General features: G+C 37.5%; 15 protein-coding genes and 1 CRISPR repeat array. Of the genes, 2 read left to right on the forward strand and 13 right to left on the reverse strand.

The annotated features are described in order from the left end of the window. Window positions 1-55 precede the first annotated feature (55 nt). Window positions 56-313: direct repeats of the CRISPR family, unit length 37 nt; unit sequence GTTTCAATCCTTCTTATTCTGGATGGTGGTCAGTGAG. Window positions 314-508: 195 nt separating this feature from the next. The 11 genes from cas4 to JWR87_RS17660 all read right to left on the reverse strand — a co-directional run bounded on the left by cas4 (window position 509) and on the right by JWR87_RS17660 (window position 10,393). Continuing rightward, a complete protein-coding gene (gene cas4 / locus JWR87_RS17610; protein WP_297822631.1) occupies window positions 509-1,081 on the reverse strand; it encodes a CRISPR-associated protein Cas4 in 573 nt (190 codons plus the stop codon). A gap of 102 nt (window positions 1,082-1,183) precedes the next feature. Continuing rightward, window positions 1,184-1,474, reverse strand: a complete 291-nt coding sequence (gene cas2 / locus JWR87_RS17615) for a CRISPR-associated endonuclease Cas2 (RefSeq protein ID WP_297822633.1) — start codon at window positions 1,472-1,474, stop codon at window positions 1,184-1,186. 186 nt (window positions 1,475-1,660) lie between these two features. Beyond that, window positions 1,661-2,695 (reverse strand): CRISPR-associated endonuclease Cas1, encoded by a 1,035-nt coding sequence (gene cas1 / locus JWR87_RS17620; protein WP_297822636.1) that lies wholly within the window; start codon window positions 2,693-2,695, stop codon window positions 1,661-1,663. A 188-nt stretch (window positions 2,696-2,883) separates the two neighbouring features. Beyond that, window positions 2,884-3,312, reverse strand: a complete 429-nt coding sequence (locus JWR87_RS17625) for a PDDEXK nuclease domain-containing protein (protein WP_366090939.1) — start codon at window positions 3,310-3,312, stop codon at window positions 2,884-2,886. 183 nt (window positions 3,313-3,495) lie between these two features. Next, entirely contained in the window at window positions 3,496-3,726 is a 231-nt protein-coding gene (locus tag JWR87_RS17630; RefSeq protein ID WP_297822638.1) for a DUF1016 N-terminal domain-containing protein, read from the reverse strand. Window positions 3,727-3,731: 5 nt separating this feature from the next. Next, complete coding sequence (locus JWR87_RS17635) at window positions 3,732-3,908, reverse strand: DUF1016 N-terminal domain-containing protein (RefSeq protein ID WP_297822640.1); 177 nt, start codon at window positions 3,906-3,908, stop codon at window positions 3,732-3,734. 83 nt (window positions 3,909-3,991) lie between these two features. After that, window positions 3,992-4,669 (reverse strand): CRISPR-associated endonuclease Cas6, encoded by a 678-nt coding sequence (locus tag JWR87_RS17640; RefSeq protein WP_297822643.1) that lies wholly within the window; start codon window positions 4,667-4,669, stop codon window positions 3,992-3,994. Window positions 4,670-4,677: 8 nt separating this feature from the next. After that, on the reverse strand, window positions 4,678-6,918 hold the full coding sequence (gene cas3 / locus JWR87_RS17645; RefSeq protein ID WP_297822645.1) for a CRISPR-associated helicase Cas3': 2,241 nt from the start codon (window positions 6,916-6,918) through the stop codon (window positions 4,678-4,680). Next, window positions 6,919-7,623, reverse strand: coding sequence for a CRISPR-associated protein Cas5 (locus JWR87_RS17650; RefSeq protein ID WP_297822647.1), 705 nt, complete (start codon window positions 7,621-7,623; stop codon window positions 6,919-6,921). A 2-nt stretch (window positions 7,624-7,625) separates the two neighbouring features. Continuing rightward, window positions 7,626-8,537 carry a type I-B CRISPR-associated protein Cas7/Cst2/DevR gene (gene cas7i / locus JWR87_RS17655; RefSeq protein WP_297822649.1) on the reverse strand — a complete coding sequence of 304 codons (912 nt, stop codon included), beginning with the start codon at window positions 8,535-8,537 and terminating at the stop codon, window positions 7,626-7,628. Then, on the reverse strand, window positions 8,537-10,393 hold the full coding sequence (locus JWR87_RS17660) for a hypothetical protein (protein ID WP_297822651.1): 1,857 nt from the start codon (window positions 10,391-10,393) through the stop codon (window positions 8,537-8,539). Before JWR87_RS17660 ends, cas7i begins: the two co-directional genes overlap by 1 nt. 635 nt (window positions 10,394-11,028) lie before the next feature. Between JWR87_RS17660 and JWR87_RS17665 the strand changes: the two genes are divergently transcribed. Beyond that, window positions 11,029-11,883: a VOC family protein gene (locus JWR87_RS17665; RefSeq protein ID WP_297822653.1), complete on the forward strand. Its 855-nt coding sequence runs from the start codon at window positions 11,029-11,031 to the stop codon at window positions 11,881-11,883. Window positions 11,884-12,160: 277 nt separating this feature from the next. Here the strand turns inward: JWR87_RS17665 and uvrB are convergent, their stop codons facing one another. Further along, on the reverse strand, window positions 12,161-14,197 hold the full coding sequence (uvrB, locus tag JWR87_RS17670) for an excinuclease ABC subunit UvrB (RefSeq protein ID WP_297822655.1): 2,037 nt from the start codon (window positions 14,195-14,197) through the stop codon (window positions 12,161-12,163). A gap of 292 nt (window positions 14,198-14,489) precedes the next feature. Further along, entirely contained in the window at window positions 14,490-14,996 is a 507-nt protein-coding gene (locus JWR87_RS17675; RefSeq protein ID WP_297822657.1) for a GNAT family N-acetyltransferase, read from the reverse strand. 323 nt (window positions 14,997-15,319) lie between these two features. On the opposite strand from JWR87_RS17675, the gene JWR87_RS17680 reads away from it, so the two are divergent. Further along, window positions 15,320-16,456 (forward strand): formimidoylglutamase, encoded by a 1,137-nt coding sequence (locus JWR87_RS17680; protein ID WP_297822659.1) that lies wholly within the window; start codon window positions 15,320-15,322, stop codon window positions 16,454-16,456. The last annotated feature ends 9 nt before the right edge of the window (window positions 16,457-16,465 follow it).

Raw genomic sequence — 16,465 nt, forward strand, 5'->3', positions numbered from 1 at the left:
TGGATGGTGGTCAGTGAGAGGACTTGGCTACTTCTCGTCCACCTATGACGTTACTGTTTCAATCCTTCTTATTCTGGATGGTGGTCAGTGAGTCTTGGTTCTGCGCTTTATGGGTAAGAGGTAAGGAAAGTTTCAATCCTTCTTATTCTGGATGGTGGTCAGTGAGACAAAAATCATGAATTACGAAAACGCAACTTACCACCGTTTCAATCCTTCTTATTCTGGATGGTGGTCAGTGAGTGGAGATCTTTTATTTAAGGGAGATAATCCCTGTTTGTTTCAATCCTTCTTATTCTGGATGGTGGTCAGTGAGAGGTATATTCTTCCAACTTACTGCTTCTCAATAAACTGTATTCATTTCTGGTATGCTTATTTTTTAACTTCCAATATGTCAAAGAACTATTTAAATCTCTTTTCGTAGTAGTTTCCGAATAGCTAACGCCTTCTTCTTCACTTGATTGCAGCATGTTTTTTATTTGATTTAAATAAAACGTTACCCGGAATTTCGCTATTTTATACAAATATTCCGGTATGTGCAATCTACACATCTCTGCTTGTATTTGGTGGCTGCAGGGAAGTAATTTGTACTTATAATCACTCCTATTTCCCTTGCACATTCCTTTACCAATTGCTTGTCCGTAGCCTTAATCTCAACTTCAATTAATTTATTACTGCTTCGCGTATATACTAAAAACCCTTTATTTACCTGGCATCCAAAATTTTCTTCTATAAGCCATGCATAACAAAACATTTGCGTCTTGTATGTTTCATACACTTTGTCGTCATACTTAGCAAACTTATAATCCAACGGAGCCATTGTTCCATCTTCCAGCTTCAGTACTTCGTCAATTTTTCCACGAAGCAGGTTATTGGTAAGGTATTGGTCGTTATATCTTTCCACAGCTCCTATTCTGCGCCTTAAATATTCTTTATTCTGTTCCAGCTTCTGGTCGTGCACCTCACGCCCACGTTGTACTTTATAGTGCCGGTCTTCATATTGGGGTATGGTTAATACATATTCGAAATAGGTAAACCTTGCACAATATAAATATTCAATTATATGAGAAGGTGTAAGGGTCATGAGAGTTTGTGTTACACGGCAACCTTTTAGCTGCAAGCTTCAAAGCTATAAAAACGTGAACCCGCTTGCAGCTTGTGGCTAACGGCAGCAGCTTTTACGTAATTACAAAAACAAAGCTTTTACTTCATCGGTCACCATTTTTTTATCAAATGCTTTACCCAGCAATACAGTGGCTTTTAATTCACTTTTCGACATCGGAAATATATATACTGAATCTGTTTCTTCATCTATTAATCCTTCGAGCCGTAATTGAAGTGTGTCTTTTTGGTTTTCATCAATCGTTCCCAGAAAGACTGAATATTGCACTCTATATAAACCGGCCTGTTTACAACACTTTGCTACTTTACCGCGTACATCATCCTCTTTAATATCATAAATAACCCATGCAATCATAGTGTGAGTTGTGAGTCGTGAATGGAGAAAGCGATGGTTATTGAGTGTTGCCTGCGCACGCTGCTATAAAAAATAAAAAGTACAAGTGTGCGACGCAACGATGTTTAATAGTACTACTATGACCGGAGCATAAAAATTCTGCTTTGAACAGCAAATTTGCTTTATGCCTCGCAAACATGTAAACAGTCAACTGTTATCCTCACCTTCCTGTCCTTCATCCGCCAACTTATTGTTACCGATAAGTCCGTTTGCAAACCTATGTGAATCCTGCTGCATTGCGTTTGCCCTTGTCTGGTTGCGGCCCTTGTATCTGATCGTTTCGCTTTCCATATAGTTGTTTAACGCTGTTACCAGTAGCTCCTTGCCTTCTTTATTAAGCGTTACCCCATTTGCAATTTCGTCAGTATGCGCTTTGTTTACCTTCTTTGCTGCAAACAATCTAAACACCGCTGTTTCAACAAAAATGCGGTATGGCTCAATAAAGTCAAAAACCATACTTTTTTGATTATAATCGTCGCGATGCATAAAACCAACGTAAGGATCGAGACCTGCAATCATCAGGCTCTTTTCTATTCTTGTATACAATATGCCAAATCCATAATTTATAAAAGCATTAAAGGGGTCCTTAGCTGGCCTCATGCTTCTTCCGTTAAACATGTATTGCTCGGGAAGAACATAATTGATGGTTTCAAAATACATGCGGCCACAAGTGCCTTCTAATCCCCGTACACTATCAGCTATCTCTTCAATTTTATCGGCTTCAAGACCTTTTAATGACAGCAACAGATTTTGCATCCTGCTGATTTTATCATCAAGAAACTCACTCATTTGCGAACGGTGTTTCTTAAGATCCTTTATAAATTCAAGCTGGTTATTCATTTTTTCGCCAATCCACGCCTTTGTAAAAGTTACCGCATCTTTACCCAGGCTTGCCTCCAGCTGACGCTTTCTTATTTTGGTAGTACTTCCCAGTTTACTGTGCCAGATACGGCCCATTGGATGACCATCAGATTGAGTAAAAATGATATCAATATTATTCATCAGCGCAAGCCTTACTGCATCTGTACTTAATGCTGCAGATGTAGACATTATAATGGTTGATATTTTGTGGGCCGCTATATGTTGCTTTCTTGGTTCAGCATCTTTCTCAGGTATTCTTATCTCAAACATATCATCTTTTACATGCAGGTAGGTGCCATATGTGTTGAGGTATATTTGCATAAGATAAAGTCTCGTACACGAGCCTGACTTGAGTGAATATTGTTGATGGAATAATGAAATTTAATATACCGAAAATTATTAGGAGCCACACTGTATTGCTACTATTTTACCGCCGTTGCGTCGCACTCGTGTACTTTTAGTTCTTTGCGGCACATGTTCAAATCATATTCATTTTCGCCTTAAGCCGGCTATTCTTTATTCAACATTTTTGTACGCTCAATTATTTCTCTATCCTTTTCTATTTCCGCTTTTAATTCTTCTTCAGTTGGCAAAAAAGTTACATACCTCGAAGCAAAAAGTTGACGACTGTCTTTCAAAACTGAATACTTTGCTACCGCTTCATTTTTTTGAGAACATAAAATAATACCAATTGTCGGGTTGTCGCCTTCCTGCTTTCTTAAGTCTTCATACATACGCACATACATATCCATTTGCCCTATGTCCTGATGGGTAAGTTTACCTATTTTAAGATCGATTAAAACGAAGCATTTGAGAATAAAATTATAGAAAACGAGATCTATTCTGAATTGTTCGTCGCCTGCTTCAATATACTGTTGACGTGCTACAAATGCAAAGCCTTTCCCCAGTTCGAGCAAAAACTTTTGAATGTTGTCCAATAACCCTTGTTCTAAATCTTCTTAATATAGCTGTTGATTTGCAGAAAGCTGCAAAAAATCCAGTACATACGGATCTCTTATAAAGTCTAAAGGTGATGCAGGCAATGCTTCTATTTTTCAATAGCCTCCTTCTTTATATCTTTATCAAACCGGCTTGAAAGTAACCTCTCAAAATACAAGACCTCAATCTGACGCCTCCAGGGCACGGCTTGACCAGGTATTCTGTGCCGCTTCATTCATATACCATTTGCGGGCATCTTCATCACGTACCTTACAAAGAATACGGTATTGCGTCCAGCTTAATTCGTGACGCAGTGCGTCACAAATTGGAAAAGCCTGGTAAAACAATCGCATATAGCGCAAATTACTTTGGTCAAATCCCTTTCCAAATTCAGCAGTAAGTTGCTCAGCCAATTGCTTTAATATGACTTTACCATAGGCGCACGACTTTCGCCACCCTGTTCTTCCTCTACAATGCGGTGACCAATGGACCAGTATAATTCTACCATTGTAAAATTAACCGTTGCTTTTACACGCGTACGTGCCTGCTCAATTAGCTGCCTTATAGTTTGATAAAAACCAGAATTTAATTGCATAAAATTTACCGATAATAGCCAACCTTACAGTGAATTAGTGGTCTTTTATTAGGAGATAGCTTTAATATTCCATCACCAGAAGGTTACAGGCCTCCATTATTTTTTCCTATCGTTCCAAAACCCCTTGCTACCGACTTGCCTAATCCTATCGTATCGGGCAGCATAGTATTGGTTACAAAGTCTGCTTCAAAAGCCATCATGGTATTGTTTTTAAATTGCGTTTCGCGTTGGCCCTTTATTTTGAGGTTGGCCATTATGGTTCCTTCCACGCGATGATCCATTCCCTTAAAGAAGCTTAGCAGGTTGCCTACTAAGATTGCTTTCATGTGTTTGGCTTTTTGCTCATCATTCTCATGTAGATACGTCGAATAATTCTGCTGGTTCAACGCCATCCAAAGGGTTTTAAAACTATAAGCATGCAAATCATCGGACAAACCAATATTGATCATTTTGCTTTCAATATTTTTTTGATAAACAGGATAAGACCGCTCTCCAATTTCCAGCACTTTTATTTTTAAAAACAGGCTAATCAGCAATTCAGCGCCTTCGTTTAAACCTACCAGCGTAGGTACAGTATCCAACACTTTATATTGAACCAGTGGATACCTGTATGCACTCTCCCCGCTCTCCAAATGATTGTGCAGCAGCGGTGAGTGCTCCTGAAACAGCGTTCCGAAATACCCCCGCAACTTATGCGCGTCACGGGTAGCCAATTGTATCTCGGGGAAACGAATGATGGTTTGGTGGATAGGGGTGGGCATGGGGAAAGTTAAAAGTTCATTGTATGAATTTCAGTTCCTTTTTGTTTGAATTTCAGTCCAGTATCAAAATCATAATCAGCATCAATGTAAATAAACCAGCTATGCTTTTTATCATGATAATTCTTTGTTGAATATTTCTTTGTTCTTCTAATAGATAACTCATATTTCGTCTTTTCCTCTGCACTTACTGCATATAGTTTTTCTTCAAATATTGCAGGAATAACATTGATCGAATCCAATCCTTCCCTGGTAAAAACTTTATCCTGTTCTGTATTGTCTTTTATAAAATGTAATCCTTTTTGTACTTCCAAATATGCTTTTTTCCCTTCTATGAAGCTTAAATGATTTTCAATATCAAAATTTTCATACACTTCATCAACCAATTTATTTAAATCATTCTCCGTAAGTTTTTTTCCGTGCTCCCTAATCAACACATCAAATGTTTTTCTTAAAATACCGGCTTCAGTGTAAATAAATTCTTCAGTTACGGCTTGATGCTGAAATACAATTACTCTAGATTCTTTATCTGCTTTTCTTTTTCGATTAATTCTTCCCGCTCTTTGTATGATTGAATCTATAGGAGCATTTTCAGTAAACATTATATCAAAATCAATATCTAAAGAAACTTCCACTACCTGGGTTGCAATTAAAAGGGTTGGTAAATCTGCTCTTTCTCTTTTCAGAATATCCTGCTCTTTATCAAAACGATCTTTTTGGATAAACCTTGAATGAAAGCAAATGCTGTATTCAGCCATTTCTTTATATATTTCATAAAGGCGTATTGCTTCATCAACTGTATTCACAACAATCAAAACTTTTTTATATCTCTTAAGTGCCTCCTGAATTTCTTCGCGTAAATCATCTACCAAACTTTCTCTTACTTCAAAATAATTCCTTGCTTCATTCAGTAATTCATTATCCTGGATAGCGTTTTCGTTGGTTATATTAAGTGTTTTCTGAAGTAGTACTTTTAGTTTTGAGGGCATTGTCGCGGTCATTATGAAAAACTGACTTCTAAATTGATCTTTCAAATACTGAATTGAGGAGATAATAAGACCTAATGTAAAAGGTTGGTAAAGATGAATTTCATCAATAATAATTCTTGCATTGTATAAATGAAACGTTTTGATTTCCCAATAACCTAAATTAAACCCTAGGGTTAGAACTTGATCAACAGTACTGACCGTTACATTTTTAAAGAAAGTTTTATCTTTAAGATATTCTGTTTTCTCATAACTTTTGTTATCGTCAATTTCTTTACGATACAAAAGAGCGGAAGAGTGTGTTATAGCAGTATTTGTTTTGCCGAAATAACTAGTTATCCGTTCATAAATTGCATTTGAAGTAACTCTCGTAGGCAAAAGATAAAGCAGTTTACTCCATTCCGGCTTCTGACTTGCCCATATCAATGAAGCTTCAGTTTTTCCACTCCCTGTTGGAGCTATAGCCAATACGCTACCTTCTATCTTACTCTTTATCTGAAACTCTCTGAATCTAAAATCTTGGGCTATTTGTTCTTTTCCTTCATTCCTAAGTTTATCTACAATCTCTCTTTTAAGCTGGTCTATTGTATAGGAAAATTTTTCTGTTAGCATAGTATGACCTGATGCTGTCCAGTCTGAAATATTTAAAAGAGCTTTATAAAGAATATATTCTTTCCTATGATTTTGACTAATTGGATAATCTCTTTTGAAACCTTTGAAAAATTTTTCAAAGTCATCATACAAAATGGACAGTCCATTATCCATTTTACTAAACCTTTTAAGGCAATAAGGAATTAATTTATGATTAAGGGAATTGTACCCATTGCTGATCAACTTATTATTAAAATCTTTAAAAACCAAAGTCATATCTTCTTCCTTCGAATTTATCTCAGCAAATCCATCATCTTGAAAAAGAGTATCTGTTAACGGCTTATGATGACTAAAAACAGCAAACAAGCTTAATGGATTTTGATTATAGTCATTCGCTCCTGAATAATAAAGAAAAACTCCAGATAAAAACTCATGTCTTATATAATTTTCATCATACTTTTTCTTGCGTTGTATGACCAACTGGAAATTTTGAGCAACTTTACCAAAATCGTGAAATAAAGCAGATAAGAAAGACCTTCGCCAAAAGTCATCACCTTTATTTAAAGTAGCCTCATAACGATTTTTCAATTCTCGCCATATAGAAAGAACTTTTTCAGTATGTTCGATTAAAGACTCCTTATTGGGTTCCGATTTGGCTAAAATTTCGTTAACCATTTAGTTTAAATTGAAAACCGGAATGAACAGGTTTTTATACTTTACTCCCTTTTTAGAAAAATTCAACTGCATATTTTCGCCAATAAACGAAAGCGTCTTCCGCTGGATCACACGTCTAAATCCGTATTCTGATTCGTAATGAAAACGTAACGGTAAATCAAAAGCTATCGGTTCAGATGTTGAGTAAATTGAAAACGAAAGCCCGTTCTTTGCCTTTTCAACAACTTCCTCTAAAATATTACCTTCTATGAGACAATTAGACATTTCAAAGGAATCAGTAAAATCGTTGTCTATAGTTACCTGAACAATTTTTGCCAAGGAGTCATCATTTCCCAATGTAAGAGCATAGTGTGGTGCCAAAAAAGCTTCTTTAAGCGTTTCAATTACCGATTCATTATCACTCCCATAAATCAAAATAAAATGATTATCATAAAGAATTTCTTTTAGTATAATACTTCCCTGTTCATCAAATGTGTTATACTTCCATAAGTCTTTACAATAACCCTTCGAAGTGCCGTAAATACCAACATAAAATCCATCTTCAAAAAAGTCCTGAGCACTTTTAGGACTTAATCCCATTGCAGCACCTGCTAATCCAATAAGAGTAGTTGGTGGCGGTAATAAAAAAGACTTGTGAAAGTTTTGAAACTCTGGGTTTCTGAACGTAGCTGTTTGCGTTACAAGTTCAACAATACAATACGGCATGCCTATGATTTATAATATTCCTTTATCCACGATTCTATTTTTTCAAACCCTGCTTTTAGTCCAACTACACCATCGGATAATTCAAACACGGCTTCCTGTCCTGCAAATACAGAATCAGTTAAAAACTTTTCATAGTCTGATACTACTGTTTTTAATTGTTCGTAATTTATTTTCCCATCCTTACCCACATTTACCGCTTCAAGGAAAATTGGGTTCTTAGCTTTCATATACGCAGCAGCAATAAATTTTGGAGAAATGTCTGATAAAAAGCGACTTTGCCTTCCACTACTCCATAAATTGCGAAAAGCGTCTAAAAAGGCAATTGCCCGGGTACTTTTTTCTTCATTTGATAATTCTCCTGCTTCGAAGCCTTGTCCGGCACCAACTCTATCTAACTCGATTAAAATAGTACCCCTGTAAATACCTGAATGAACTTCCGTTTCAAAAATATTCGGTTGTATATCTTCTCCTTTTTCTGTTTTTACACCCTTTCCCATAAAATTGGTTGCATAATCTAAATCTCCTTTATATTCAGTTAATGCTAATAGGGCTTCCACTCTTATAGGTGACGTACGTGTTGTTGATGTTCCCCGGCCTTTTTCCTCTTTCGAGGGTGAGGCATCCATATATCCAAACAAATCATCGTCTATGTATTCAACAGGCTTAATAGTAGTTTTTGGAGCACCTTTTTTTGCACTTGCTTCCTGTATTGGCGATAGTGTAAATCCCATCGATTCTAAACCGTCGCGTAATGCTCTTCTAACCGCCTGTGATGACACATAAGGCAATTCTTCTCCGTTCGAAAGAGTAATCTTTTTAATAGGATTAATATTATCAACTTCTTTATCAGCACCGTTTAAACTTGCAAAAGAAACCTTAGATAAGTAGGTGATGGTTATACTGTTTGTTTTCATTATGGCTGTGTGTTTTTTAGAACTGAGTTTATTTGATTTAAAGCGCTAATAATTGCAAATTGCCTTACCATTTCAAAATTTTCCTCATTAATGTTATTTAATAGCTCCCCGCTAAAAATAATATTGTATTTTTTTTGAAGCCTTATAACTGCCTCAGTGAATTGAGATAGAGTTCGTGATTTATGAAGAGAAATTATATACGCTCTTCCATTTTTAGCATTACTTTGTTTCTCACTTAACGTATTCGCATTCTCGTATCCAATTATACTGATGCCAATGCTTGAACCAAATTTGATTGCTTTCTCCTGTATTTTTTCCGTCTCTTCTTTCATGTTATTATTATCTTTTGAATAAATGATGGGTTGATATAATTCAACTAATTTCAGTAGTACATGAAAGTTTTTGAAACCAACGTTTTCCCCAGACGTCATTAAAGTAAAACATTGGAAGAATAAAGTTTCAATGTCTGCGAGAATAGACTTTTGATCGAGTATCTTTTTCAAAACCCTATTTCTGGTTTGTCTTTCAAGACGACAACTGTTTTTTGAAGTCTTTTCGGAAGGTTTAAGAAACTTTAAACTGCCTAACGCTTGTTGAAAACTAACCTCCTTTCTTTCAAGATAGCTAATGAGTCTAATAGCAAATTTGAAGTTGTTAAAATATTCAAATGCGTTAGGGCGTAGTGTAGCTGCGAATTTATCAGCTCTGAAGGAAACCAAAGACACAGGTAATTTCTTAAATGAAGATTCAGACATAGGATCAAAATCATCATTAGTATCGGTTATTTCATCGACACCTTGATTAAAAAGTATTTGCCTGTAAATTGTATAAATCAACATGAAGGAAATCTCCGCCTGTTCTGTATAATCACTTTTAAGCGTCAGTTTATTTTCATTGTCCTTTCTGTAATTAAAATTGTGGAATTTGAAATTAGACATGTAATTAGCATCCAATAGTTCCAACTTGCTTTTGAAAACGCTTCTGTTTTCATTATATATTTGTTGAAGCTGTTCTAAGTTACCAGATTCAAAAAGATAGCAAACAATACTATCAAGGCCGCTCACGTACATATACAAACAAAACTTTGGAGCAAAACGACTTAAATACATTGCCTTCCAACTAATTTTTTTGTCACCGCCTTTTAAGTAAGAATTGAAATTCAAAAGACCGGAAAAGAATGGAGATGTGTTCTGATTGTCAACTAACTTTTTAATTGATCCTCCAGTAAGATAGCAGAACTCTTTACCTGGTTCAAAGTATAATTTGTTTGGTTTGTCTAACCGGGTAATCTTAGTATAAGGTTCATTAAAATAAATTTTACTAAGAATGGTAAGTTTGTTATCAGCGAAATAAGTTTCAATCTTTTCAGCTACTTCCGGTTTTTTCTTTTTTAATTCTTCAAGCTTTATAGTATTTGTTTCTTCTCTCGTACCACCTTGAGCATTATTAGTAATAAGATTTGTTAATCCTAAAGTATATATCTTAGGAAATCTTTCAAATGAATCAGTTTCCTCCACATAAAATACATTTCCTAATTCTTCCCTTTGCTTGTTCGTAGCTGTATCGTAAACTTCTTTCCCCATCAAATAATAAACATCTTCCAGCAACTGAAAAAGGTTATCGTGGTTTATTGTAAGCTTATCTTTTTCCAGGTTAAAGTTGGATTGGTTTAATGGGTAAGCTAAGAGACTTTCATCTTCTGCACACATTTCGAGATAATGATGCAGAGCAATTATTCCTGTGTTGAGAAACACATTTGAGGTACGATTAAATTCAATAGAAGTCATAATTCTTTTAGAAGATATGATAATTTGAATATTGTTACACCTGCCACGACCGCAAACAACACCAATCATTTAAACATAAACGATTAGAGAGACACTGATATAAAAGCTTTATATCAAAACGATAATAATCGCCATGCAGGTTGTTTCCTACTTAGATGTATCAGGGGAAATACTTAAATGGAATGCAATTGGAAACTACACAGATTTTTTAATAACTATGGCAACCTGTGCGAAATTTAAAATAATTCAAAGCTTATGCACATTTTATATCTAAAAATAGCTGCGGTATCTGTTCCCGTTATACAATCGTTAAAACCGCTTCTCAATACAATGAGTATTACGCGATATTGGAAGAATTTGTAAGACTGCGCAAAGCTAAAGCTATTGAGGGACAGTCGATTTGCTCAGTCTGTTAATCGAAAAATGGGATAAGGAAAATAATACGTTTGAAGAATCTAATCCTGTTCAGTTAATAAAATTTCTGATGAAATAAAAAAATTTGAAGGCTAAGAATTTAGCTGATCTGCTCGAGTAAGTAAAGTATTGTTTCTGGATGCTGGAACTCTTTGGCAAAAATTCTTGTTCATTTTTTAAAAACTGTTTATGGTATGAATGTCTTAATCGCCAGGCTCAACCTAAACACTAGCTTTGCTTCAACATCCGGATAAAGTTGTAACGATTGTTCACTCCAAAAAAACTTCAAAATGAATAACAACATTTTTCCCTGCCTCTGGTTTGATGGCACCGCGAAAGCAGCAGCGGAGTTTTATTGCCAGGTATTTAGTAATTCAAAAATCATCACAGACACACCTATGGTGGTACAGTTTGAAATTGAAGGTAAAAAAATGATGGGCCTGAACGGAGGTCCTTATTTTAAAATAAACCCTTCGATCTCCCTGTTTGTTACTTGTGAAACACACGAAGAATTAGAGCGCGTTCATAACAAGCTTATTGAGGGAGGAATCTCAATGATGCCTTTAGACAAATATTCGTGGAGTGAAAAATACGCCTGGGTGGCAGATCAGTTTGGGATGACCTGGCAACTAATGCTCGGCCAGTTACCTGCAGGTGCACAAAAGATTACTACCAGTTTACTTTTTGTAGGCGAATTATGTGGTAAAGCACAAGAGGCTATGAAGCATTACACGTCCATTTTTCCAAACAGCATAATAAACCATTTGGAGATTTATAAAGCGGGCGAAGAACAACCGGAAGGCAATGTAAAATTTGGGCACTTTAGCTTAAACAATGAAATGTTTGCCGCAATGGACGGTACCGGTAACCATAACTTCAGCTTTAATGAAGGCGTTTCTATAATGGTAGAAGTGGATACACAGGAAGAGATTGATAACTACTGGAACAAACTGTCCGAAGGCGGAGCAGAGTCAAGGTGTGGCTGGGTAAAAGATAAGTTTAGCGTGTCGTGGCAAATAGTGCCGAAAGTTTTAGGTAGTCTTGTAACAGACAGTGGTAACGGAAAAAACGTAATGGCAGCCCTTATGCAAATGGGTAAAATAGACATTCAAACGTTGGTTGAAGCTTCACGGGAACCAGCCTAAGTTTAAGAGGGCGCTTTTTGTCACTTTCTATTTACTTAATGAAAAGAAAGTAACCAAAGAAAAATCAAGAAAGGAACGATATACATCGCGTTCCTTTCTTTTCCCCTTGATTAAGCTTCAATGCTACTGTGGCTTCCGCATTTGTTTTTCATGCATGTTCGTTTTTAGCTTTCTCTGTAATTCGGAAGATGTAGGAATATCGTTAACGCAGCGACGTTCAACCGTCTTTCACCACAGTAGTACAATGCTTAATTGAAATACAAATCCGTTAAAAACTCTACGCTTTCATCCCTTCCAGCTCCTTCTGCATTTTAAACATTTGATCCCTTAACAAAGCGGCCTGGATAAAATCAAGGTCTTTGGCAGCTTTTTCCATTTGCTTTTTAGTTTGCGAAATAGCTTTCTCCATTTTCGGAATCGTATTGTACGATCCTTCAGACTCTGCCGCTCTTGTTACAAGCGAACCTTCATCATCAATTGCATATTGATTTACCGGATCACCTTTAATATCCAGCACCGACGTTTGCTGCATAATCTGCTGAATACTTTTACGAATGGTTGTGGGCGTAATGCCATTAGCAATATTGTGCTCAATCTGCTTCTCGCGTCTTCGAGTGGTTTCATCAATAGTTCGTTGCATGCTTTCGGTTACGATGTCGGCGTAAAAAATCACCAGTCCGTCTACATTACGTGCCGCACGACCCGCCGTTTGGGTTAGGCTTTTTTCATTTCTTAAAAAACCTTCTTTATCCGCATCCAGAATGGCCACCAAAGAAACTTCAGGTAAGTCTAATCCTTCACGCAAAAGGTTTACACCAACCAGCACGTCAATGTCTCCAAGCCTCAGCTGCCGCAGTATTTCAACACGCTCCAACGTATCTACTTCACTATGTATGTATTTGCTTTTTATGTTGATGCGGGCAAGGTATTTATCCATCTCTTCTGCCATCCGCTTGGTAAGGGTGGTTACCAATACCCGGTCACCTTTTGTTACACGTTTATCAATTTCATCCAATAAATCATCAATCTGGTTTACACTAGGTCTTATCTCGATTGGTGGATCCAACAAGCCTGTTGGGCGAACCACCTGCTCTATCACCACACCACCTGTTTTTTCCAGTTCATAATCTGCCGGTGTCGCACTTACAAAAACTGTCTGATTTAATAAGCCTTCAAATTCATGAAAGTTAAGTGGACGGTTGTCCAGCGCACTTGGCAACCGAAATCCAAACTCAACGAGAGTCATTTTCCGGCTACGGTCGCCACCATACATTCCTGCTACCTGCGGAATCGTTTGATGACTTTCATCTATTACACATAAAAAATCTTTAGGAAAATAATCGAGCAAACAGAAAGGTCTTGTACCCGGTTTGCGCCGGTCAAAAAAGCGCGAGTAGTTTTCTACACCGTTGCAATACCCTAATTCGCGAATCATCTCTAAATCATAATTCACTCTTTCACTAATCCTCTGCGCTTCTATATACTTTCCCGTGTTCTTAAAATATTCAACCTGTAAGGTCATTTCATCCTGTATTTCGTACAGCACTTGCTGCATCTGGTCCTTTGGAGCGATATACAAATTAGCAGGAAAAATTGCAGCATCCGGTATCTTGTTAATCCGCTTGCCAGTTGATAGCTCCAGCGTTTCAATCGTTTCAATTTCATCCCCAAAAAAAGTAATGCGATAACCATAATCCATGTATGGAAGGTTGATATCAATCGTATCTCCCTTTACCCTAAAAGTTCCCCTGGTAAAATCGCCCTGGCTTCGGCTATACAAACTATTGACAAGAGCATGTAAAAAACCTTGTCGCGATATTACCTGCCCTTCTTTGATGCGCACAATTCCGTTTTCAAATTCCGTTGGGTTTCCAATACCATAAATACAACTAACGGAAGCCACCACAATTATGTCGCGCCTTCCCGTCAGCAATTGAGACGTTGCCTGCAACCTAAGTTTATCCAGCTCTTCATTTATGCTCTGATCCTTTTCTATGTACGTATCGTTAACCGGCATATATGCCTCGGGCTGGTAATAGTCGTAGTAGCTAACAAAATAACCCACCGCGTTATCAGGAAAAAACTGTTTAAACTCGCCGTATAACTGGGCAACTAATGTTTTGTTGTGGGTAAGCACCAGTGTTGGCCTCTGTGTGTTTTGAATAACATTCGCCATCGTAAAAGTCTTACCACTACCAGTAACTCCAAGTAAGGTCTGGTATCTTTCGCCTTGTAAAATACCTTCTGTTAATTGTTGAATGGCCTGGGGCTGGTCGCCTGCTGGCTGGTAAGGAGATACTAAATTGAAACCCATATTATCTGAAATTGCAGGTACGCAAATTACTGAATGATGAATTAATAAGACGTTATTTATAAGGAGCAGGTATAATACAGTGGGGATTTTTTGGGGGCCGTAAATCCTGCTACTATTGGGCTTTGGTTGCGTCGCACCCGTGTACTTTTGCTTGTTAATGCTGCGCCTACACCCAACAGAAGGGTTACCCTTAATTTAATCGAATGGCCCGTACGTTTTGTTTACCATAATGCCAGGTTACCGGCTATGCTCCCTGTGCTGATAAATAAAAGCCATAGGTAGAGGATCTCAGCTACCCGATAAACTTTACCCACACATAATCATCCATTACGACATTGTTTTTAACTACAGCCCGTTTTCTTATGCCTTCCAGGTGAAAGCCGCTTTTTTCAAGCACTTTCATTGATGCGATGTTGTGATCGAAGACCTCAGCGTAAATACGAAAAACATCGAAATGAGCTTTTATATAGTGAATAAGTAAAGACACCGCCGCAGTTGCAATGCCGTGGCCCCAATAATCTTCTGCTACAAAATACCCGATTTCTATGCTTTTACGGTACACGTCGTCTTTAGGCATTATGCCTATGCTGCCTGCTATTTCTCCGTTATAGGTGATAGCCATATTTTGAATAGGCTTTTGATTAAGCGTAAAAGCTATCCATTCAACAGCATTGCTAACGGTATATGGATGGGGAAAGCGATCCCTTACATTCAGCCAAATTTTTTTGTTGTTGCAGATGGCTGCAAGCACGCCTGCATCTTCAGGTTTCAAGGGTCTTATTTGTACTCCATCTTTCATGTTGTTAGCAGTAAATGCAGTGGCTTGAGTATTTGCGGATAAATATAAAGGACATTACCCTTATTTTAATTTCAAAATAATACCGGGAAAAGTTGAATAACAATTTTCAGATGCAGTGAGTGACACAACAATGTATAATTTCTATTCAATGCCCGCTCCCTAAAAGTATTTCGGCTGTTTACGCTGCATTGTTAATTAATGAGGTGTATACTTTCATTATTCCCCATTATTTAGGTACAAAGCCTTTTTGTGTAAGTTTGTTTAGTTCCATAAAAGGTCTATTAAAGTTTGTTAGTTTAAACCCCATATCAAATTGTACGCTGATGCCTGATTTTGAAAGCATTTTGGATTTTCTTGAGCCTGTTAATTTATACGAGCTGTCTGAAGACGAAGGATATAAGGAGACGCAACTCGGAAAACACATTTTAGTAAATGATGAATTTTTTCCGGATCTGGCAGGGGCAGATTTGGTAATTGTAGGCTTTGGCGAAAGCCGGGGAATGGGGCCTTTACGAAACGTAAATGCAGGCCCCGATGCAATTCGAAAAGAGTTTTACTCCCTGTTTCAATGGCATACAGATGTACAGGTGGCCGATGTTGGAAACGTGCGGCCGGGGGCAACATTACAAGACTCTTACGCTGCTTTAAAATCAGTGGTTAATGAACTGATACGGCATAACAAACGGGTAGTAATACTAGGCGGAAGTCATGACCTTACTAAGGCTCAATACAGGGCATATGCAGACCTCGAACAAATTATTGAGGCTACCTGTGTAGACGCAAGAATTGACCTGAATATGGATAGCGTTTTACCTTCTGATCATTTCTTAATGGAAATGCTGGTAGGCGAGCCCAACTTTATCCGACACTACAACCACATCGGGTTTCAAAGTTATTTTGTACATCCTACAATGCTCGAGACTATTGACAGGCTGAGGTTCGATTGTTTCAGGGTGGGGCGGGTAAAGGAAAAAATGGATGAAATGGAGCCTGTTATCCGAAACTCAAACTTATTTAGTTTTGATATTTCTGCTATTCAAAACAGCCATGCTCCTGCAAACTGGATTACACCCAACGGTTTTAGCGGCGAAGAAGCTTGTATGTTGATGCAGTATGCAGGCATGAGCCATCATCTAAATACAATTGGTATTTATGGCTACCTTCCTGACCAGGATCAGCACAACCTTACGGCAAAGCAAATATCGCACATGCTTTGGTACCTGATGGACGGGGTGAACAAAGGTAAGCATGAGGCAAAGCTTGAAGACCGCGACAGCTTTAACGAGTTTAGGCTGGCTTTTGCAGAATTGGAAACAACTTTTTTACAAAGCAAAAGAACCGGCCGGTGGTGGATGGAGATACCTGATGGAAAAATGATTGCCTGCAGCCACCTTGATTATATGATTGCTTCAGCCAACGATATACCGGAAAGATGGTTGAGAGCCGTTGAGAGAACGTGAACCAAATTG

This window comes from Segetibacter sp. (genome assembly GCF_025963695.1).
Classification (GTDB): Bacteria; Bacteroidota; Bacteroidia; order Chitinophagales; family Chitinophagaceae; genus Segetibacter.

What these genes read in the sequence shown, in the direction of transcription:
- cas4 (WP_297822631.1), bottom strand. Translation starts at nt 1,081, where the DNA reads ATGACCCTTACACCTTCTCATATAATTGAATATTTATATTGTGCAAGG.
- cas2 (WP_297822633.1), bottom strand. Translation starts at nt 1,474, where the DNA reads ATGATTGCATGGGTTATTTATGATATTAAAGAGGATGATGTACGCGGT.
- cas1 (WP_297822636.1), bottom strand. Translation starts at nt 2,695, where the DNA reads ATGCAAATATACCTCAACACATATGGCACCTACCTGCATGTAAAAGAT.
- JWR87_RS17635 (WP_297822640.1), bottom strand. Translation starts at nt 3,908, where the DNA reads ATGCAATTAAATTCTGGTTTTTATCAAACTATAAGGCAGCTAATTGAG.
- JWR87_RS17640 (WP_297822643.1), bottom strand. Translation starts at nt 4,669, where the DNA reads ATGCCCACCCCTATCCACCAAACCATCATTCGTTTCCCCGAGATACAA.
- cas3 (WP_297822645.1), bottom strand. Translation starts at nt 6,918, where the DNA reads ATGGTTAACGAAATTTTAGCCAAATCGGAACCCAATAAGGAGTCTTTA.
- JWR87_RS17650 (WP_297822647.1), bottom strand. Translation starts at nt 7,623, where the DNA reads ATGCCGTATTGTATTGTTGAACTTGTAACGCAAACAGCTACGTTCAGA.
- cas7i (WP_297822649.1), bottom strand. Translation starts at nt 8,537, where the DNA reads ATGAAAACAAACAGTATAACCATCACCTACTTATCTAAGGTTTCTTTT.
- JWR87_RS17660 (WP_297822651.1), bottom strand. Translation starts at nt 10,393, where the DNA reads ATGATTGGTGTTGTTTGCGGTCGTGGCAGGTGTAACAATATTCAAATT.
- JWR87_RS17665 (WP_297822653.1), top strand. Translation starts at nt 11,029, where the DNA reads ATGAATAACAACATTTTTCCCTGCCTCTGGTTTGATGGCACCGCGAAA.
- uvrB (WP_297822655.1), bottom strand. Translation starts at nt 14,197, where the DNA reads ATGGGTTTCAATTTAGTATCTCCTTACCAGCCAGCAGGCGACCAGCCC.
- JWR87_RS17675 (WP_297822657.1), bottom strand. Translation starts at nt 14,996, where the DNA reads ATGAAAGATGGAGTACAAATAAGACCCTTGAAACCTGAAGATGCAGGC.
- JWR87_RS17680 (WP_297822659.1), top strand. Translation starts at nt 15,320, where the DNA reads ATGCCTGATTTTGAAAGCATTTTGGATTTTCTTGAGCCTGTTAATTTA.